The organism is Micromonospora cynarisoli, assembly GCF_030518815.1.
Taxonomy (GTDB): Bacteria; Actinomycetota; Actinomycetes; order Mycobacteriales; family Micromonosporaceae; genus Micromonospora; species Micromonospora wenchangensis.
In genome coordinates, this window is the sequence record NZ_CP130426.1 from 5,345,387 (window position 1) to 5,363,940 (window position 18,554).

An 18,554-nucleotide genomic window follows, 5' to 3' on the forward strand; every position below is an offset into this window, starting at 1 on the left:
GGGAGGAAGTGTCGTACCTGACCGGCGACCCGCTGGGGGTTCGGATCCGGATCGCGTTCGGGGCGGCCATCGCGGCTGACCCGGCGACCTGGACGTGGACGGATGTCACCGAATGGTGGCACGCCCCGGTGGATGTGAATATCGGCTGGGGTCGGTCGCAGGGCGCTGTCCAGCCCGAGACGAGCACGATGACCTTGGCGTTGAAGAACAGCGATGGCCGGTTCACCTCCGGGCATCCAATGTCGCCGTACTGGCCGAACGTCCGCAAGTGGACGCCGATCTCATACGACATCGACCTGGGCGATGGCGTCGGCTGGCGCAACCGGTACTCGGGCTACATTCGCCGGTGGCCCCTGACCTGGCCGGGTCGATCCGCCGAGATGGCCCTGGCCCGGATCGAGGCCGTCGGCATCCTCGGCCGGGTCAACCGCGGCTCCCCGCCCGCCCGGACGCCGATGTACCGGACGATCACCGCAGCCCGCCCGGTCGCGTACTGGCCCGCCGAAGACGGGGTGCTCTCCCAGCAGGCCGCCGCAGCCATCGCCGGACAGGGCCCGCTGAGGGTGTCCGGGATCGTCGAGTTCAAACGGGTCCCGGACTACTCGTACGAGGGAATCACGGTCACCCGGTACGGCACGGCCGCCCTGGCTGACCTCTCCGGCGGCGGCCAGCTCGCCGCCGCCCTGCCGGCCGCCGCGGTCACCGCTACCGCTGCTGGCGCATGGACGGTCCATGCGGCGATCAGGGCCGACTACTCCACCCTGCCGAGCGACACGGTCCTCATGGAGTGGACGTGCGACAGCGGCACGTACCGGCGATGGCAGCTCAAGATGACGACCCTCAGCCGCACCCAGGTCATCGGCTACAACGTCGCCGGAGCCCCGACCACCCTGATCGACTACGGGTCGACGACATCGACCTTCGTCAGCTACGGGGTGTCGGCATCGGTGTCGGCGGGCACGGTGACCGTGCGCCTGGACGGCGGCCCGGCGACCAACCTCCCGGGATCGACGACGTTCTCCGGCCAGCTTGGCGGCGTCCTGTCGGTGGCGGTCAATCCCGCCTCAGCGACCGCCACCGCCGAGCTGCTCGCCGGACATGTCGCCGTGTGGGCGCGTGCGCCCCTGCCGGTGGAAGCGGTGCCTACCAGCAGCGTTGATGCTGCCGGGGTGTTCGTGCGCGAGGCGAGGCGCTCCTTTCAGAACGAGTCGGCGGGTGATCGCTTGCGGCGCCTGGCCGCCGAGGATGGCGTGCCGCTGACGATGCCGACGGTGCCGCTGTGGTCGTACCAGCGGATGGGCTGGCAGCCGCAGTCGACGCCGATGCCGCTGTATGAGGAGTGCGAGGCGGCCGACGGTGGGCTCCTCTACGAGTCCGGGTTTGGGCTGGCGTACCTGCCTCGGGCGGCCCGGTACAACGCGCCGGTGACGCTCACGATCGACGCCGACGCCAGGCAGTTGGCCGGCGCGTTCGAGCCGACTGACGACGACCAGCTCCTGCGCAACTCCTGGACGGTCGAGCGGACCGAGGGCAGTTCGGCGACGGCCGACGACCCGGCGTCGATCGCCGTGCAGGGGCGGATCGAGGCCAGCGCCAACCTCAACCTGGCCAGCGACGCCCCGTTGGCGGACCAGGCCGGCTGGCGGCTGCGGCAGTCCACGGTCGCAGAGCCCCGATACCCGTCGGTCGGCATCAACCTGGGCAGCTCGCGGGAGCTGGCTGCCGCGTGGGTGGCCTGCCGGCCCGGGTCGCGCATCCAGGTGGTCAACCCGCCGCCTCAGGCGGTCCCGGGCGTCATCGACCAGCTGGTTGTCGGCGCGAGCGAGACGTTCCGGGGGCGGCAGTCGTGGCGGGCGAGCATGTCCGTGGTGCCGGCCGCTCCGTGGCAGGTCGCTACGGCCGGCGGGGCGCGGCGGGCGGCGACGGACGGGTCGACGCTGGCGGCTGACACCGACCTGGCCGGCGCGACCGTGGTGTCCGCCGGATTCGCGGCCACCGCCGCCTCGTCCTGGCCGACCGCCGACGTTGGCGGCTCCTGGACGGTGGAGGGCACCGCATCGGACTACAGCGCCTCCGGCGGGGTCGGCCGCATGGCCCTGGGCACCGTGCTCGTGTCCCGCCGGGCCATCGTCGGGACCAGCCGCGCCGACGCGGACATGGTCGCCACGATCACCGCACCGCTCGCCGTTGACGGCGACATCCAGCCCATGCTGGGGCTCAGGTGGACCGACAACAACAACACGTACCTGTACGTGGTGGAGCTGCGGCCTGACCAAAGCATCTGGGCCGGTATCGAGAAGCGCGTCGCGGGCGTGCAGAGCACCATCGGCAAGACCCAGACCGCCCTCGCCCCCGGCGCCGCCCTGCGGATGCGGGCCCGCGCCCGGGGCACCCTGCTGGCGATGCGCGTGTGGCTGGCCACCGACCCGGAGCCGACCACCTGGGACTGCACCGGCACGGATTCGGCGCTGACCGCCGGCCGGCAGGCGTGCCGGGCGATCCTCGGCACCGGCAACACCAACGTCGCACCGGTCGTCACCTGGGATGACGTGCGGGTCTTTGACCCGACGACCCTGTCCCTGGCGTCGACGGCGGGCCTCTGGACCACCAAGGCGTCGGCGATGCCTCTGGACCTGGCGGTGGGTGGCGAGCGGGTGACGGTGTCGGCGATTGCCGGCTCGTCCAGCCCGCAGACCGCGACCGTGTCCGCCCGCGCCGTCAACGGCGTCGAGAGGTCCTGGCCGGCCGGCACTCCGGTGCAGGTGTGGCAGCCGGCTGTAGCACCCCTCTGAGGAGAGATATGACGACGGACGCCGGGGACTACATCACCCCGAGCAGGCTCAACCCGGTGGCGTTCCAGCTCCAGTTGGGCTCGAACTACACCCTGACGACGACGGCCACGGACCTCACCCTGACCAACGTCACCCCGGGGTACAGCTCCGGCACCACGTCCATCGTGGTGCCGGAGGGCGGCATGGTTGGACTGGCCGTGTGGCAGGGCGATTTTCAGCTCACCACGTCGGCCACGGTCACCGCGGCGACCCTGGACCTGACCATCGACGGGGCCATCCCGACCGGTGCCCCGCAGGCGCTGTTCGACCCGGGCAACGTCACGGACATGCGGCTGACGCCTGGTGCGTCGTGGCCGTTCGCCCTGGCCGCCGGGTCGCACTCGTTCGGCCTGCGCGCGTCGATCACCCCGTCGACGTCCAACGTCCGCCTCAACGCCCGGCACACCTGCCTGTCGATCCTGCTGCACCCGTAGGAGCTGCCATGACCACCGCACCGGCCAACCTGCTGGCGGTCCGCCGGCTCCTGCTCGACACCATCAAGGGCCTCGACCCGGCGGCGGTGGGGATCGTCGGCGACCCGGCCCACCGGGGCGGCTACCACACCGGCTCGGACCGGGTGGTGTCCGGCGACTACTCGGTGGTCGAGTCGTCCCGGGATCGGACCGGCCTCACCGAGCACGCCTCCGCGCTGGACGTCGGCAGCTTCGCGGTGACCGTCGGCGGTAAGCGGTACGACCTGCGGCATCTGTCCGCGTGGCTCGTCGACCAGTGCAAGGCGGGGACGGCCGACACCCGGGACATCCGGGAGGTCATCTACTCCCCGGACGGCAAGGTCGTGCGCCGCTGGGACCGGCTGGGCCGACGCTCCACCGGCGACGACTCGCACCTGTGGCACACCCACATCTCTTACCACCGGGACGCCATCAAGGCGGGCCGGGACCAGACCGCGGTGATCCGCCGCTACCTGACACACATCGGCCTGATCAAGGCCCCGACCGTGGAGGTGCCCGTGGCACAGGACCCCGTCGCGTGGGCGACGACCAACCGGACGGCCGCCTTGCTGTCCGGCGCCCCCGCCGACTACCAGATCGACGGCGAGAAGACGCGCCGCCGGGAACCGAACCGGATCGCCGAGGCCCTGGCCCGGATCGAGGCGAAGGCAGAGGCGACCCTCGCTGCGGTGAAGGGTGTGGACGGGCCGGGGATCATCGCCCGCATCAACGAGGTCGCGGCGGCCGAGGTGCAGCGTGACGCCCAGGCGCTGGCCGAGCTGACCGGCCGGCTGGACGCGGTCGCCGACCTGCTCCGGCGGCTGGAGTCCGGGGAGCTGACCGCCGAGCAGGTGCTGACCAAGCTGCGGGACCTGCTGCCCACCGGTGCCGCCCCGGTCCCGGGCCAGGCACGTGAGTGACGGGCGAGCGCATCCGGCAGATGGTGCGGGACTGGTGCTCCGTGCTCCTTGGCCTGGGGATCGTGGGGCACCAGGCGTTCATCGTCCCGCCCGGGCAGGCGTCGGAGATGCTGGTGGTGGCCGGTCTCACGCTGGTTACGGGGCCAGCGCTGGGCGGGGTGGTCGGCCTGCGCCGGGAGGCCAGTGGGGGCGGATCTGGCTCTCCGTCGTCGCCCTCGTCGTCGCCGTCGGAATCCTCGTCGTCGCCAGCGCCGTCCGGGGCGGGTGATCCGGCGTGACCTGGACCGGATGGCGGGTGCTGGTGGCGTGTCTACTCGCGGCCCTGGGGTCGTCGATCACGTCGATCCTGTACACCAACGCGGCGGCCCACCAGGCCGAGCAGCGGTGGTGCGGGATCGTCGCCACCCTGGATGACGCGTACCAGCAGACCCCGCCGCAAACGCCCGCTGGGAAGCGGATCGCCGACTCGATCGCCGAGCTGCGCCGGGAGTTCGGCTGCTCGTGACTACGGCGGCGGCCGGTCGTACCGGACGCCCTGGCGTTCCAGCCGGGCCCGGACCTCGGCGGCATGCTGCTCGGCCACGGCCATGTCTGCGCCGGCGGCGGCGAGCAGCTCCACGGTCGGCGCAGAGATCCCGACCGGGTCGGCCATCGCCGCGCCGGCCTGGATGCCCAGCAGCACCGGGTCGTCGGTGACGGCCCGGACGGCCGCGACCGCCTGGTCCCGGTCGACGTCCCGGTCGGCCCCGATGCCGTATCGGCCGGCGACTCCCGACAGCTCAGCCAGCAGCAGCCGGCCCCGAGCTGGCAGGGAAGGCACATGCACCACCCCATCAACGTACCCAGGAGGTACCCATGTTCACGGGCAGGTTCTGGAAGGCCGCCGCCGAGCGGGCAGGCAAGAGCGCAGCGCAGGCGCTGCTGGGGCTGTGGGCCCTCGACGCCGGGTTCAACGTCCTGCACGCCGACTTCCCGCTCGCCGGCGGTGTGGCGGCCGGTGCGGCCGTGCTGTCGCTGCTGACCTCGGTGGTGTCGGCCGGCGCCGGCGAGCCGGACTCGCCGAGCCTGGTGACCAACGAGCGGTAGACCTCACCAACACGAACGCCCCCCGTCTGGCCTTGCGGCCGGGCGGGGGGCGTTTCGTCGTCAGCGGGCCCGCAGTGCGTCCCGGGTCAGGTGAGGCCGAGCTGCACGAAGTCCTTGGCGAGGTCGGTCTCCTTGAACTGGACCTTGCCTCGGTTCGACACCTCGATCGAGTAGAAGCCCTTCCCCGACGGCACGTCCTTGACCGTGAACTGGAACAGGCAGGAGTCGGCGCGGGTCCGGTCCTCCGGGTCCGTCTGCGGCTGGCCCTGGTCGAGCGCGCCGACCCCGACGATGGTGCCGGTGTTGTCGGTGACCACGACCTTGGTGCCGCCCGCGATGTCGTCGTGGCCGCCCGTGCCCGCGCAGATGTTGGTCTGAGAGGACCAACCGAAGTTGGGCAGCTCCAGGGTGAAGGTGCCGCGCACGAGCAGGGGCAGTGGGGCGCGGCTGGTCGCCGCCGGCGTGGGTGCGGCGGTCGGCTCGGGGTCGCCGCCGCAGCCGGCCAGCAGGAGTACGGCGGCGGTGAGCGCGGTGAGGTGGCGGGGGGTCATGCCGGGCACCGTACCGGCGGCCGGCCACCCGGCTGGGTGATCGTCGGGGATCTGACGGTGAGACCAACGACAGCGCCCCCGCACGGCTCCGGCCGGCGGGGGCGCTGCGTCGTCTCCAGGTCAGCTCGCGGCGGCGATCCGCTCCGCCCGGACGTCCCTGATCCGGCGCTTGGCGGTCGCCTCGCTGATGTCGAACTCCTCCTGGATGGTGCGGACGATGTCGGCGTACCCGTGCCCCCGATCGAGCATCGTGCCGATCACCTCCTCGACCGTCTCCTGCTCCTCCGGCTCGTCCTCGGCGACGTCGTCCAGGTCGACGTCAACCTCCGGATCGGCTGGCGCCGGCTTGCGCTCGCCGGCCCGGACCCGCCGGCCGTCGACCTCCACGATCCGCCCCCACCAACCGGTGTCACGGGTGGTGTCATCGGTGTCAGACACCGCGCTGACCTGCGCGTTGACACCAGTGTCGGGGTCGCCCCCCTCGGTGGGGGAGGGGTCCCGGCGCAGCCACCGGTCGTGCAGGGTGACCGCGGTGACGTAGATGACGCCGACGATGCCGAGTGCGATCGGGCCGCCCCAACCACGGGTCGGCTCGTCGGCGGCTGCGGCGAGCAGCACGGTGGCGGTGGTGGTCATCAGGCAGCTCCGAACAGGAGGGCGGGCAGCGGGGCCACGACGTTGGTGACGATGTCCAGCAGCGACCGGGTGACGTCACCGATGAGGCCGTTGGGCAGGTCGGACATCATGCCGAGCAGCGCGGCGACGACCCACATCTTCCAGTTGATCCGGTACAGGGGGCTCTGCGGCCACGACAGGGTCGCGAACCGGCCGAGGCGCTTGCTGCTCTTGACCGGCAGGAGGCAGCCGATGGCGTAGATCCAGAGCAGACCGATGCCGACGCCGAGGATGGCGTTGACGCTGGCCCCGGCGATGTACGCCCCGCCGGTGGCGTCCAACAGGCCCTGGATGGCCCCACCGGCGGCGGCGACGGTCTTGGCGTCGGCCGGCGACCCGTCGAAGCCCTCCTTGAGGGCGGGCACGGCCATCACGAACGCCAGCCGGTCCCGCAGCGAGTTGGGTCCGATGCTCATGTAGTCGACGAGCAGGGCGAGCAGCAGCAGAATGGCCACCGCCGTGGGTGACATGGTGTGCGCCACGGTCAGACCCCCGTCCAGTCGAGGATGTAGGCGTCGGTGCCCGCGTCGTGGACCGTCAGCCGGGGCGCGTCCATCGGCTCGTTGGCGGCCAGGGCGTCCCGGGTGAGCGCCTGGAGCTGCTGGCCGAGGATGGTCCCGTACCCGGGCAGCGACAGGTCGAGGATGACGATGTGCCGCCGGTCGGCCAGGACTTCGTACTGGCCGTCGAAGATGTGCAGGCGGTACGGCAGGGCGGCCATCAGCGGTCCATCTCCAGGTGGGTGAGCACGGGGAACAGGGTGATGCCGGCCAGCACCATTCCGGCGGCGGCGATGCCGGCTACCAGCTCGGAGCCGTTGATGATGGCGAGGATCGCCGCGATGACGTCGGCGATGATGCTGGCGGTGAGGGCCACGGCGATGGGCGTCCAGGGGATGCGCCGGGCCGGCAGCACGACGGGGTCGATCCGGGCCTGGCGCATCTCGCGGACCCTGCCGGCCAGCTGCTCCAGGGACTCGGCCGGCATCGTCACCGTGCGGCCGGCCAGGGCCTTCAACGGCGAGTCCGGGGGGACCTCGCCGCGCACGCGGTGTGTGGTCGTCATGATGGGTGTCCTTCCGTGTGTTGGGAGGCCCGGGGCGCGGCGCGATGTCCAGTCGGTGAGCCGCGCCCCGGGGCGGTTACTTGGTGCGGGGCTTCCAGCGCTTGACGGTCGCGAGGCTGAGCCCCGTAGCCTCCGCCAACTCGGCGTTGGTGGGCTCACGCTTGAGCCGCCTGGTGAGCCGGGCGCGAGCCTGGCTGAGCCGCTTGGCGCTGTCGGTCTGAGCCGGTTGGGTGAGCCGTTCGGTGACCCGTCGCTGAGCCGGGGCGTGAGCCGTTGCGGGGCTCACTGGTGAGCCGGTGTCCGGCTCACGGCGGGCCGGGCTGGTCGGCTCACTGACCGGCTCAGCGACGGGCTCACGGGCGGCGGTCGACTGAGCCGGGACCTGAGCCGGCGGCGGGCCGATCTGGGCCGCGATGTGAGCCGGCATCCTGATCCCGCCCAGCTCCACGAGGGGCTCGCGGTGGTCCGCGTCGAACGCCCTGCGGCCCTCGGCGCTGAGTCGGTCGGTGGCCTGCCTCATGATGAGCCGCAGCTCGTCCATCAGCTCCCGCTCGCGGTCGGTCGGCTGGGTGTCGTCGCGGAAGAGCTCGGTCTCGATGTTCAGCACCCGGCGGAGCTGCTCCCGCGCGGCGGCGACCGTGTCGGCATCGGCCTCCTTGGTGAGCTGCTGGAGCCGGCGCAGCGCCGCCGCGAGCGGGTCGCGCCGCCGACGCTGCCACCACCGGGCCGGCTCGGCCGGCTGGTCGCCGCGCAGTCGGAGAGCCTGCTGCTGGACGTGCAGCTCCATGCCCGCGTCGACCAGGGCGACGATGCGCCGCTGCGCGAACACCTCGGTCAGATCGTCGACCGCACCGGGCTTGAGCAGGCCCAGGCGCACGCCGATGCGCTGCGGCGTCCAGATCCACCGGGACGGCTGCCGCTCGGCGGGCTCGACGTCGGCGTAGAGGCTCATGTACCAGATGCCGGCGGCCAGCGGCGGGGTGACGAGCCGGAGCACCACCTCGGTCAGCGAACTGGAGGCGGTGGAGGCGATGACGCCGGAGGCGACCGCGACGATCCACACGAACCGCATGTGCCGGCTGATGTCCGGGGTGTCGCCGTCGATCGCGGCGGCGAGCTTGTGGGCGGCGAGGCTGCCCTGGTGGAGCATCACCACCTCGAACGTGGCGCAGAACATCAGCGACCCGGGCGTGTTCAGGCCGAGAGGCCCGTGGGCGACCTCGTACATGCCCTCCATCGCGAACAGGGTGGCGAGGCTGACCGCGACCAGGCCGAGGCGCTCGTGCACCTGACCCGTGCGCAGGAACCGCAGGACCAGGCCGAGGGCAAGCAGTGCGCCCACCACGCCAGCGCCGAAGAGCAGGGGCTGGCCGTAACCGGTCAGCCAGGTGAGGACGGCGTCGACCGCGGGCCGGATCGACTCGGGAATCTGCATGCCCGGAATCATGGCACAGGTTTGACAGATTCGGAAGTTCTGACAGACTCGGGTCGCATGAGGCTCGCTCACGCACCCAGCCCGGCTGTCGCCCCCCGCCGCCGCGATCTGCCAGACTTGGTCAACTCGGCAGGTCTGACAGGGGGTCCGGTGGTAGGCGATGGTGCGTGGCTATCGATCGGCGAGGTGCTCGCCAGACTCCGGGCCGCCGGTTTCAGCGAGAGCGAATCGACGGTCCGCCGGATGATCGACGAAGGCGTGCTGGACTCCTACCGGACCGAGCGGGGCGGACACCGGCGCATCAAGGCCGAGTCGGTGACCGCTCTCATCCAGAAACGCAGCGCCGGCCAGTAGCCCCTGACACACGACAGCCCCGACCAGGCCGGTCGGGGCTGTCGTGTGTCAGGGTCAGGCAGCGATGACCACCACGGTCGCGTCGTCCCGGTACCCGTCGTCGCGGGCCTGGGCGGCGGCCACGAGCACGTCGGCCAGTCGCTGAGGGTCCTTGGCGTGCAGCCGGGTCAACGCGGCCAGGGGCACGCCGCCCTGGTGGACGCCGTCGGACGTGAGCAGCAGCAGATGCCCCTCGGTCAGCAGCGTGTCGTCAGCGTCGAGTGCCCGGACCTCCGCCACCGTGACCGGGGTGGCCTCAGCCAGGCTGAGGCGGAGCCAGTGGTCCTGGCTGGCGGCCACCTGCTCGGCGGCATATCCGCCGGAGACGCGCAGGAGCTGACCCATGGTGTGGTCGGTCGTGAGCTGCCGCAGGGCGGACCCGTCCCACCACCAGGCGCGGCAGTCGCCGATCCAGCAGACCTGCACCCCACCGTCGGAGCTGACGGTGGCGGTCACTGCGGCGGCGGTGTGGTCGTCGCCCAACAGGTCGGCGGCGGTGAGGAGGCCGGCCAGGCCACTGCGGCGGTCGGCAATCCTGGAGACGGCGACGGCCGCGACGTCGGCGAGGTGGGCCAGCTCGCGACTGTCGCCGGTGCCGTCGATGACGGTGGCGTGGGTCGTGCCATCGGCGGTCGTCCAGGTGTGCGCGCCGTCGCAGTTGTGATCGCGGGTGCCACGACGGGTGGCGTTAGCGGTGGTGATCATGAGATCCATTCTCTCGTTGGGTCAAAGGTCGGCCGGCGGCCCGAGGTGCCAGAGTCCGCCGACGATCAGCGCCCACCGTGCGTACGCCCGCTCCGCGCACCGCCGCACCCCACACACTGGGCACCGGCCATCCGTGGGCCGGTGCTGGATCATCAGCTGCCACCAGGTGCGCCTGCCTACCTCGCTCACCGCTGCCACCACCCAGCGATCCTTGCGGCCATGAGGACCAGGACCACGGCGGCGATCACCCACCCGGGCCAGCGAGCCGGAGCGGGCGGCTTCGGAGGCTGGGGGACCTCGACGCCGTCGGGGCAGCGCCCACCAGGCCAGGTGTGCTGGTGCGGGTCGGTCATGGGTGCCTCCAGCCGGTGACGCGGCGAGGTGCGCCGGGCCGGGGTGGCACGAGGGTCCAGCCCGGCCCGGCGGGGGCCGCCGTTGCTGACGAGAGGCCCGACCGGCAGCTTTGCATCCTGTGTATGCAGAGTCAACAGTGCATGCACAGAGTGTCATGCCGGGTGCCACGATCAGGGGGCTGACGAGAGGTGGCCCCGCCATGCCCCGACAACCCGTGTACGAGCAGGTGATCGACGACATCACGGCGTCGATCCGGTCCGGCGCGCTGCGCCCTGGCGACAAGCTGCCGTCGATCGCTGAGCTGTGCGTGCAGTACGAGGCGTCGGCGACGCCGATCCGGCTGGCCCTGCGCATCCTGGATGAGCGCGGCTGGATTGAGGTGCACCAGGGCAGGGGCAGCTTCGTGGCACTGGAGCAGCCCGCTTAGCCAGCCGAACGTTCGAACGTTGCGCCGGCCGGACGTTCGCGCCGCCGCTCCTAGCGTCCGCCCTGTGATCAGCCCGCACACCCGGGTGCCCGTCGCCTACCAGCTCGCCGCTGTGCTGCGCGCCCGCATCCTCAACGGCACGTACCCTCCGGGTGCGCTGCTGCCCAGCGAGACGCGGCTGAGCCAGGAGCACGGGGTGGGCAGGGGCACGGTCCGGCGGGCGGTCGCCGAGCTGCGTGCCGAGGGCCTGGTCGACGCGGCGTCAGGGCGGGGCACGCGGGTGCGGGAGGCGGCCGACCGGGAGATCGTGTCGGTGCCGCGCGGCGCGCTTGTCAGCGCCCGGATGCCGACGCCGGAGGAGCGGGCGGAGCTGGACATCCCGGAGGGGGTGCCAGTGCAGGTGGTCACGCTGGGCGGGCGGGTGCGCGGGGTACACCCGGCGGATCGGGTGACGCTGAGGCTCAGGTAGCGCCATCTAGCGCCAGGTCGCGTTGTGATCGACGATCTTGGGCCGCCCTGTGCCCGGAGCATCCCATCTCGCATATCGTGATGACGTCCGATGTGCCCCGACTCGTGGGGGCGGATCGGACATACACCCCGGATGCGGAGCACGGCCATCTATGTACGGCTACCCGGCATATCCGCGTGATCACAGGCCGCTGTGACCATGGGTGGTGGGTGCGCTCCCAGTCCGGGGGTGCTGTACGGGCGTCCCACATGTGGGAGCGCGATCTCGTACAGTAGTGCGATCCTCACCGGCCCGGAGCTGCATTGATCCCCGTACGCAGTCCCGGTCACCGGACCCACCACTAGGAGGCGCTTGCCCACCGGGAGGCCGGACCGCGACCGACCTTCGATCACACCCGTCCCGCTTGATCGGAGACCCCTTTGCATACCAACAAGCTGACCGCCGCCAATGTGCTAGTCGCCGCAGCGGTGGCAAGCTGGGCCGCCTTCATACTGCTCGCCACGGTCGCCGACGAAACCCACCATCTCTACACGGCCCTCGGCTTGGCCGGCGCCCTGACCGTTGTGGGCCTCGCCGTCAACACCCGGCAGACCGGCTCCAGGGGGGAGCGCGTCATCACCGTGGCAGTCGCGGCGGCGCCCCGAGAGGCGTACTACCGGGGGTATGGCGACGCCGCCCAAGACGCGTTCGGTAGGGATGACGATCAGGGCGATACCACCGACCTGCGCAACCCCTGAGGTGGGTTGCACAGAGAGGTTGCAGTATCGGAAGTGAACATGCGTTGCCATAGTTGATAATGGCGCTCTCAGCAGGGGGAGAGTGACGTGAGGATCACCCATGTTGAGCCCTGATTCGGGTGTCCGATCAACTCGTAATGCGTAGGTCGACGGTTCGATTCCGTCAGGCGGCTCAGAGGGAGGCCCTGGCCAGCATCACTGCTGGTCAGGGCCTCATTTCATCGATGTAGTTTTGAATCGCCCCCCGAAAACCCCCACAAGCGCCTACCGGCGATCAGGTGCAGCGCACCTGCCAGCAGGGGTGCAGCGGCTACCTGGCCCTGCGGTTCCTGTCATCCTGAGGCGCAGGGCCGGTGATCCTCGGACCTGCCCCAAGCTGTTCGAGGATGTCGGAGCTGTCCGGGGCGAGGACGGGTTTCACGATGTAGTGCTTGTTGGTGGCCTGCTCGGTGGCGTGCCCAAGCTGCGCGGCGGCGCTTTTGGCGTCGGCGCGGGCGATGGTTGTAGACGACTCGTCAGCCGTCCAAGACCGTCGAAGGTGACATGCAGGGCCGCTGGCGCGGGTAGCCTGCGGGGGTGAGCACACCATCCGGGGACTACACGGCGACGCTTCCCCGTAAGCGCATGGGCGCGGCAGTCATGTTCACCGACGCCGGTGGGCGGGCGTTGCTGGTCGAGCCCGTCTACAAGGACTACCGGGCCGCACCGAGGGCATGATGTTCGTCTATGACGGCGGCACTCTCGATGAGGTGGGCGCGGCCGACATCAACCTGCCGCCGGACGAGCTGTGCAGCTGGGCCTGGTGCACCGAAGGGCAGATCCGGGAGCGGATGTCGGAGCTGCTGGCACGCCGGTCGTCGCTGCGCTGCGCGCCAAGGCCGACGGCGCGATGTTCGACCTGGAGAACGCCTTCCACGCGCACTGACGTGTGTCGGTGGCGCACTTCCTCGGTGAGAAGCGAGCGCGACGCATCGAGACGGTGGCCGACGTGCAGGCGTTGGGCGTGCTGCGAGAGCGGCGGTGGGATGATTCTCTCGTGTTGAGTATCGGGCTGACCTTGGAGGTTCGTCCCATCAACCTGTGCGAAGCTTTAATGATCTAGGAACCTCCAGTGGACGCCGGAGCCCCGGAAGGTTCCGAGGGGGAATATCTGGATTAGATGAACAAAACGGACCTTGATTAAGTCGATAACGCATCGTCGAGTTGCTATATCCGCTGTTGAGGAGCCGCTGCGCCCGGCCACCGCGTCGGGCGAGGATCGCAACCGATCGGGCCCGGAAGGCGTTCCGTCCGATCTCTTCCAGCTGCGCCCGGCCACCGCGTCGGGCGAGGATCGCAACTCCACGTGGCGGATCTCCAGGACCAGATTGGCCGGGCTGCGCCCGGCCACCGCGTCGGGCGAGGATCGCAACGTCGGTCTGATCGACCGGGCTCAGGCTGGGCGGGTGCTGCGCCCGGCCACCGCGTCGGGCGAGGATCGCAACACCCCGAGCAGCGTCCCGTCGCCGTAGACGATCGGCGCTGCGCCCGGCCACCGCGTCGGGCGAGGATCGCAACAACAAGCTCGCCAACGCAGCCTGGTCGTTGAACCAGGGCTGCGCCCGGCCACCGCGTCGGGCGAGGATCGCAACGCGTGCCTCTCCACGATCTGCCAATACTCCTCCGTCGTGCTGCGCCCGGCCACCGCGTCGGGCGAGGATCGCAACCCGGCGGTGCTCTTCGCGTACGGCCGGCACGTCCCGTGCTGCGCCCGGCCACCGCGTCGGGCGAGGATCGCAACCTGGCGGACCTACCCGCGCACGTCAGGCGGTGGGTGAGGCTGCGCCCGGCCACCGCGTCGGGCGAGGATCGCAACATCGTCGCACGGGGCGGGGAAATCGCGCAGATGGTCGAGCTGCGCCCGGCCACCGCGTCGGGCGAGGATCGCAACCAGTCGAGCCCCGGCCGGTGCTCGACGACGTCTTGGGCTGCGCCCGGCCACCGCGTCGGGCGAGGATCGCAACGGCTCGTCCGGGCCGCCGCCGACGTCGGCGAGCCCGCTGCGCCCGGCCACCGCGTCGGGCGAGGATCGCAACAACCGCCCGGACCGGCGTAGCCTGGACATCATCGGCTCTGCGCCCGGCCACCGCGTCGGGCGAGGATCGCAACTTCCGGCCGACCCCGGACAACACCCGTCCCGCCGCGGGGGCTCTGCGCCCGGCCACCGCGTCGGGCGAGGATCGCAACCAGGGACAGCGGGGCTGGTGGCCGGAGGCTGAATCACCTGCGCCCGGCCGCCGCGTCGGGCGAGGATCGCAACGCGCACCACAGCCCGTGGTCAGCAGCACGCCCATGCCTGCGCCCGGCCACCGCGTCGGGCGAGGATCGCAACCCTTACGGAATTCGCGGTACATGTGGGCGTCGTCAACGTCTGCGCCCGGCCACCGCGTCGGGCGAGGATCGCAACGTGAACGGGTCCCACACCACATCGCTCGGCCCGCAGCTGCGCCCGGCCACCGCGTCGGGCGAGGATCGCAACGTGCCGTCGGGGTTGGCGTGGGATGCCCAGGTCAGGCTGCGCCCGGCCACCGCGTCGGGCGAGGATCGCAACGCCTCCTCGGTCGTACCCCACTGGGTCTGACCGACGGGGCTGCGCCTGGCCATCGCGTCGGGCGAGGATCGCAACAGTGCGCTGTCGCTGCTCCTCGCGCTGCTCCTCGCGCTGCTCCTCGCGCTGCGCCCGGCCACCGCGTCGGGCGAGGATCGCAACGGGGAGACGTGCTCCCGACGGCACGGTCTCATCCCACGCTGCGCCCGGCCACTGCGGCGGGCGAGGATCGCTTGGGTTGGGTACGCGGCATCAGCTGGACTTATTCGGGCGGTCCGGAGTCCTATGACGGTCTGGGTTTCGGGGCGACGGCCGCCCGGATAGAGTGCCCCTGACGGGGCTGTGATCGTCCCGGCGCGGGTCAACGGCCCCCCGTTTACCCCCCCCACTCCTGCTGATCATCGACTGCCGGTGACAATCACGGCCCACTCCGCGATCGTGTCTGTGCAGCTCAGTGGCAGCTCGTAGTGAACGTTGACAAGCCAGGGACCGTCAGATTCGGGCAGCGTAGGTCGACGGTTCGATTCTGTCAGGCGGCTCAGAGGGCGGCCCTGACCAGCATCACTGCTGGTCAGGGCCTCGTTTTCATCGATGCGGTTTGAATCGCCCCCCGGCCCCCCACACACAAACGCCTGCGTGCGATCAGATTCGACCGACCGACGCGGCCCATGATCACGTCGGGCGGGTTGTCGCCCGACCAGCGACAAGCTTCAGGCGGGTCGGTGCCTTCGCTGACCCTGGGGCCAGGATGGCAAGAGAACCGCCCCGCCTTACAACTCCTAACTCTTTGAGCGTTGGAGTCGGTGCCAGCAGATGATGGCGCAGGCGAGGGTGAGGAAGGCTTCGTGGATGTCGTCGCGGATCTCCCAGCGGATGCGGAGGCGGCGGAACCAGTGCGGCAGTGCGATGGTGCGCTCGACGACCCATCGTCGGGTGCCGAGGCCGGAGCCGTGGCCGGTGCCGCGTCGGCCGATGACCGGTGTGATGCCCTTGGCGCGGAGTTGGCGGCGGTAGCAGTCGTAGTCGTAGCCACGGTCGGCGTGCAGCCACTGTGGTCGTTGCCGGGGCCGGCCGCGAGGTGGTGTCGGTGGTTTTCGGGTGTCGGTTTCAGTGTTGTGGTGTGGGTGAGGTGTCGGCCGGTGGGGTGTGGTTGCGTTCGAGGTAGAGGCGGTAGTCGAACAGGCCGGGTCGGGGGCATGGCTTGCTTCGGGTCGGGCGGCAGGTGTTGAAGGTTTCCTGGAAGGCGAGGAGTTCCCCGCTCGTGGGGTGGATGATCAGGCGTTTGGTGGTCCCGTCGTGGTTGAGGCTCACGGCGATTCCGGTGCGGCCGGCGATGTCGGTGGCGGTGGTGGTGGTGATGCCGGGTAGGTCGGCGAGGATGAGCAGGATGGTTTGGCGTTGGTGGTGGCCGAGGTAGTGCTCGTTGTTGAGGCTGACCACGGCGGTGATGGTCGAGCCGGGGCCGTTCTCGGGTGGGGATATGGTGCCGAGGTGCTGTTGGAGGCCGGCACGGTCCCCGGGTACCGGCTCGGAGCCGGGGCGCACGAGGCCGCCGTGTCCGTACGTTCTGTCGGAGACCACGGGTGCCGCCGCGAGGGCGTTGCGGTCGGTGCCGTTCGGTAGGCGGGTGAGGTCGCCCCGGTCGGGTAGCTGGCGTTCGATGATCCGTCCGGATCCGTCGGGCTGGTTCCAGCGGCGGATGTCCCGTCGGCTGACGACGGTTGTCGCGCGGGACCACGATTGAACGTGTAGGTAGGTGTGCGGGCTGTGCTCGGCGTCGGCTGTGACGGGTGTGATGGCGTCGGCCAGGAGACGCAACTGATCCCCCGCCGTCCGTGGTTCGGTCGTCGGCGTTGGCGGGGCGGGGGGCCGTGCGGCGATGTCGGTGGGCGGCGTGGGAGGTCGGACGGCGGCGCAGGCGGTGGGCATGGTGAGGGTGAGAGCGATGATCAGTGCGTGGGTGGTCCGCTGCCGTCCGGTGGGGGTTTGGGCTCCGGTCATGGTTGATGCCTTTTGTTGGATTGTGCAGGCTGCGGTGCTGTCACTGGCTCGGTGTGGAGGTGGGGTGCCCGTGTTCACGTCTGGGGTGGCGGGGGATGTGGGTCAGTCGTTCGGCCAGCGGCCCCTGGGCTCGGCGTTGCGGCGGGGGTGGGTAGGAGGCGATGCCGTGGGTGAAGTCCTGCTGGCGCTGGGGTAGGTCGGTGGGGGTGTTGGGGGAACGGGGTGAGCGGAGGGCGTCGCTGCGGACGAGCACCCTGCGGGAGGTGGAAGCCTCGTCCCCGGGGCTGCGGATCGAGACCTCGACCCATTCCAGTTTGTCGAGATCCTCGGGGATTTCGTCGATGACGACGGTCAGGCCGTCGGTGCCGCCGAGATGGTCGGCCGGCGCGATCCAGATGGTGCTGCCGGGTCTGACTACGGCACTGGTGCTCACGGTTCTCTCGCTTCCTCTGGGGAGGTCGTAGGGAACGGCCGACTCCGGTGCTGGGCCGACGGGCGATGGCCTTACGGGGCCGGCTCGAATCCGCCGACGGTGGCCGCGTCGCTGGTGGCGGCCACCGTCGTGGGTAGTCAGGTGTCCGATTGGCCGGCGGTGTGGGGTGTGGTCCGACGGCCGCCGGTCGGGTTGCTGCTGCGGGTGAGTGGCCAGAGTCGGGGTCCGCTGGGGAGGTGTAGGGGCAGTCCGGCGCGGTAGCCGTGGCCGCGCAGGAAGTCCCGGGTCGCCTCCGTCGTCACGACGGTGTCGTAGGGGTCGCCGGGCTGGTCGATGCGGTGGTGGTGCCGGTCGAGCAGACGCCCGCCGATGCCCTGTCCCCGTCGGGTGGGGGTGACGTGGAGCCTGGACAGCCAGTGGTGCGGTGTGTCGGTTCGGTGGCTGCTGATGAGTGCGTGGAGTTGTCGGAAGCGGGGTAGCGCCCGGCCGGCGAAGACGCCCAGGTGGTGATCGGACAGCACGGCGGCGTCGGGGACGGGGTGGCGATGCCACACCGCCACTGCGGTCAGGTCGAGGGGGACGTCGACGTGGCCCCACTCGACGGCGTGGTCGACCTCCATGGCCAGCAGGCCGTGGAAGACCACGCGGCGTTCGGCGGGGTCGGGTACCAGCCATTCGGCGACGGGGTCGGCGGTGGCGGCGTCGACGAGTAGGGCGGTGATGGTGGGGACGTCGCCGGGTTGCGCGGGTCGGATCTGGGCCATCGGGTTCATCGGGTGCGCCGTTGGGGCTGTGGGTTGGGTGGGAAGGGTGCCCGGCCGGTGGGGGTGTGTTGGCCGCGCCACATGCGCCAGATGGGTAGGCCTTGGGTGGGCAGGATGAGTGGTGGGCCGGGGGTGTAGCCGAGTCGGTGGTAGAGCTGTCGGTTGCGGGTGTTGGTGGCTTCCAGGTACGCCGGTAGGCCCAGCTTGTCGAGCTGTTGGTGGTGTTCGTGGAGTAGGGCGGCGCCGATGCCCTGGTTCTGGTGTTCCGGGTCGACGGCGAGGTAGGCGAGGTGGTGGTGGGGTTCGTCGGGGTGGAAGGCGTCGAACATGGCTTCCATGAGGGTGAACTTCGGCGCGTAGGGGCCGGTGGCGTGTTCCAGGGCTTCCTGGCGTTCGCGGGTGTGGCCCTGGGGCGGTGGGTCGAGTCGGGGGTACCAGATGGCGACGGCGGACAGGTTGGTGGTGGTGTCGATGTGGCCGTGCGTGAGGCCGTGGTGGAAGGCGTTTTTGAAGTAGCGGTAGAGGACGACGCGGCGGTCGGTGGGGTCGGGGATCAGCCAGTTGGCGACGGGTCCGTCGTGGAAGGCCTCGGCGAGGACGGCGATCAGCGGCCCCGCGTCTGAGCTGGTCGCGCGACGCACGGTGACGGTATCGGTGTCGGGCATGGTC

At 70.9% G+C, this 18,554-nt stretch carries 24 protein-coding genes, 1 pseudogene and 1 CRISPR repeat array; of the genes and pseudogenes, 12 read left to right on the forward strand and 13 right to left on the reverse strand.

The genetic code is table 11. The features are described from left to right. Positions 1–8 precede the first annotated feature (8 nt). The 4 genes from Q2K16_RS23385 (at position 9) to Q2K16_RS23400 (ending at position 4,708) form a co-directional block, all read left to right on the forward strand. On the forward strand, positions 9–2,792 hold the full coding sequence (locus Q2K16_RS23385; protein ID WP_302740156.1) for a hypothetical protein: 2,784 nt from the start codon (positions 9–11) through the stop codon (positions 2,790–2,792). 8 nt (positions 2,793–2,800) lie between these two features. Further along, positions 2,801–3,265 carry a hypothetical protein gene (locus tag Q2K16_RS23390; RefSeq protein WP_302740157.1) on the forward strand — a complete coding sequence of 155 codons (465 nt, stop codon included), beginning with the start codon at positions 2,801–2,803 and terminating at the stop codon, positions 3,263–3,265. An 8-nt stretch (positions 3,266–3,273) separates the two neighbouring features. Continuing rightward, entirely contained in the window at positions 3,274–4,203 is a 930-nt protein-coding gene (locus Q2K16_RS23395; RefSeq protein ID WP_302740159.1) for a hypothetical protein, read from the forward strand. Between the two features lie 274 nt (positions 4,204–4,477). Further along, complete coding sequence (locus Q2K16_RS23400) at positions 4,478–4,708, forward strand: hypothetical protein (RefSeq protein WP_302740160.1); 231 nt, start codon at positions 4,478–4,480, stop codon at positions 4,706–4,708. Here Q2K16_RS23400 and Q2K16_RS23405 read toward each other — a convergent pair whose 3' ends face one another. Then, entirely contained in the window at positions 4,709–5,032 is a 324-nt protein-coding gene (locus Q2K16_RS23405; RefSeq protein WP_302740162.1) for a hypothetical protein, read from the reverse strand. Positions 5,033–5,058: 26 nt separating this feature from the next. Here Q2K16_RS23405 and Q2K16_RS23410 point away from each other — a divergent pair, with 26 nt between their 5' ends. Continuing rightward, on the forward strand, positions 5,059–5,289 hold the full coding sequence (locus Q2K16_RS23410; protein ID WP_302740164.1) for a holin: 231 nt from the start codon (positions 5,059–5,061) through the stop codon (positions 5,287–5,289). Positions 5,290–5,375: 86 nt separating this feature from the next. On the opposite strand, the gene Q2K16_RS23415 is transcribed toward Q2K16_RS23410, so the two are convergent. The 6 genes from Q2K16_RS23415 to Q2K16_RS23440 form a co-directional block, all read right to left on the reverse strand. After that, a complete protein-coding gene (locus Q2K16_RS23415; RefSeq protein ID WP_302740165.1) occupies positions 5,376–5,840 on the reverse strand; it encodes a hypothetical protein in 465 nt (154 codons plus the stop codon). Positions 5,841–5,960: 120 nt separating this feature from the next. After that, entirely contained in the window at positions 5,961–6,476 is a 516-nt protein-coding gene (locus Q2K16_RS23420; protein ID WP_302740167.1) for a hypothetical protein, read from the reverse strand. Then, a complete protein-coding gene (locus Q2K16_RS23425) occupies positions 6,476–6,997 on the reverse strand; it encodes a hypothetical protein (RefSeq protein WP_302740169.1) in 522 nt (173 codons plus the stop codon). The genes Q2K16_RS23420 and Q2K16_RS23425 overlap by 1 nt, the downstream gene beginning before the upstream one ends. A 2-nt stretch (positions 6,998–6,999) precedes the next feature. After that, the gene (locus Q2K16_RS23430) at positions 7,000–7,236 is read right to left on the reverse strand and encodes a hypothetical protein (RefSeq protein WP_302740171.1); all 237 of its coding nucleotides are present in this window, start codon (positions 7,234–7,236) and stop codon (positions 7,000–7,002) included. Then, the gene (locus Q2K16_RS23435) at positions 7,236–7,580 is read right to left on the reverse strand and encodes a hypothetical protein (protein WP_302740173.1); all 345 of its coding nucleotides are present in this window, start codon (positions 7,578–7,580) and stop codon (positions 7,236–7,238) included. Before Q2K16_RS23435 ends, Q2K16_RS23430 begins: the two co-directional genes overlap by 1 nt. Positions 7,581–7,656: 76 nt before the next feature. Next, positions 7,657–9,015 carry a sigma-70 domain-containing protein gene (locus Q2K16_RS23440; RefSeq protein WP_302740174.1) on the reverse strand — a complete coding sequence of 453 codons (1,359 nt, stop codon included), beginning with the start codon at positions 9,013–9,015 and terminating at the stop codon, positions 7,657–7,659. Between the two features lie 186 nt (positions 9,016–9,201). On the opposite strand from Q2K16_RS23440, the gene Q2K16_RS23445 reads away from it, so the two are divergent. Then, positions 9,202–9,369 carry an excisionase family DNA-binding protein gene (locus Q2K16_RS23445; RefSeq protein WP_302740175.1) on the forward strand — a complete coding sequence of 56 codons (168 nt, stop codon included), beginning with the start codon at positions 9,202–9,204 and terminating at the stop codon, positions 9,367–9,369. A gap of 54 nt (positions 9,370–9,423) precedes the next feature. Here the strand turns inward: Q2K16_RS23445 and Q2K16_RS23450 are convergent, their stop codons facing one another. Further along, the gene (locus tag Q2K16_RS23450; protein ID WP_302740176.1) at positions 9,424–10,113 is read right to left on the reverse strand and encodes a hypothetical protein; all 690 of its coding nucleotides are present in this window, start codon (positions 10,111–10,113) and stop codon (positions 9,424–9,426) included. 553 nt (positions 10,114–10,666) lie between these two features. On the opposite strand from Q2K16_RS23450, the gene Q2K16_RS23455 reads away from it, so the two are divergent. The 6 genes from Q2K16_RS23455 to Q2K16_RS23480 all read left to right on the forward strand — a co-directional run bounded on the left by Q2K16_RS23455 (position 10,667) and on the right by Q2K16_RS23480 (position 13,202). Then, on the forward strand, positions 10,667–10,894 hold the full coding sequence (locus Q2K16_RS23455; RefSeq protein ID WP_302740177.1) for a winged helix-turn-helix domain-containing protein: 228 nt from the start codon (positions 10,667–10,669) through the stop codon (positions 10,892–10,894). 64 nt (positions 10,895–10,958) lie between these two features. Then, entirely contained in the window at positions 10,959–11,363 is a 405-nt protein-coding gene (locus Q2K16_RS23460) for a GntR family transcriptional regulator (protein WP_302740179.1), read from the forward strand. Positions 11,364–11,782: 419 nt separating this feature from the next. Beyond that, positions 11,783–12,100: a hypothetical protein gene (locus tag Q2K16_RS23465; protein ID WP_302740180.1), complete on the forward strand. Its 318-nt coding sequence runs from the start codon at positions 11,783–11,785 to the stop codon at positions 12,098–12,100. A 576-nt stretch (positions 12,101–12,676) separates the two neighbouring features. Beyond that, complete coding sequence (locus Q2K16_RS23470; protein WP_302740181.1) at positions 12,677–12,817, forward strand: hypothetical protein; 141 nt, start codon at positions 12,677–12,679, stop codon at positions 12,815–12,817. Positions 12,818–12,887: 70 nt separating this feature from the next. Beyond that, positions 12,888–13,025 carry a hypothetical protein gene (locus Q2K16_RS23475; RefSeq protein WP_302740183.1) on the forward strand — a complete coding sequence of 46 codons (138 nt, stop codon included), beginning with the start codon at positions 12,888–12,890 and terminating at the stop codon, positions 13,023–13,025. Between the two features lie 9 nt (positions 13,026–13,034). Continuing rightward, positions 13,035–13,202, forward strand: coding sequence for a hypothetical protein (locus Q2K16_RS23480; protein ID WP_302740184.1), 168 nt, complete (start codon positions 13,035–13,037; stop codon positions 13,200–13,202). Between the two features lie 126 nt (positions 13,203–13,328). Then, positions 13,329–14,923: direct repeats of the CRISPR family, unit length 37 nt; unit sequence GCTGCGCCCGGCCACCGCGTCGGGCGAGGATCGCAAC. 543 nt (positions 14,924–15,466) lie between these two features. Here Q2K16_RS23480 and Q2K16_RS23485 read toward each other — a convergent pair. The 5 genes and pseudogenes from Q2K16_RS23485 to Q2K16_RS23505 form a co-directional block, all read right to left on the reverse strand. Next, positions 15,467–15,763 (reverse strand): annotated as a pseudogene (locus Q2K16_RS23485) (transposase); the annotation flags it as partial. Positions 15,764–15,794: 31 nt separating this feature from the next. Next, the gene (locus Q2K16_RS23490) at positions 15,795–16,688 is read right to left on the reverse strand and encodes a hypothetical protein (RefSeq protein WP_302740185.1); all 894 of its coding nucleotides are present in this window, start codon (positions 16,686–16,688) and stop codon (positions 15,795–15,797) included. Positions 16,689–16,728: 40 nt separating this feature from the next. Beyond that, positions 16,729–17,121 (reverse strand): hypothetical protein, encoded by a 393-nt coding sequence (locus Q2K16_RS23495; RefSeq protein ID WP_302740187.1) that lies wholly within the window; start codon positions 17,119–17,121, stop codon positions 16,729–16,731. Positions 17,122–17,258: 137 nt separating this feature from the next. Then, positions 17,259–17,894: a GNAT family N-acetyltransferase gene (locus Q2K16_RS23500; protein WP_302740188.1), complete on the reverse strand. Its 636-nt coding sequence runs from the start codon at positions 17,892–17,894 to the stop codon at positions 17,259–17,261. Next, positions 17,891–18,550 carry a GNAT family N-acetyltransferase gene (locus tag Q2K16_RS23505; protein WP_302740190.1) on the reverse strand — a complete coding sequence of 220 codons (660 nt, stop codon included), beginning with the start codon at positions 18,548–18,550 and terminating at the stop codon, positions 17,891–17,893. The genes Q2K16_RS23500 and Q2K16_RS23505 overlap by 4 nt, the downstream gene beginning before the upstream one ends. Positions 18,551–18,554: the final 4 nt, after the last annotated feature.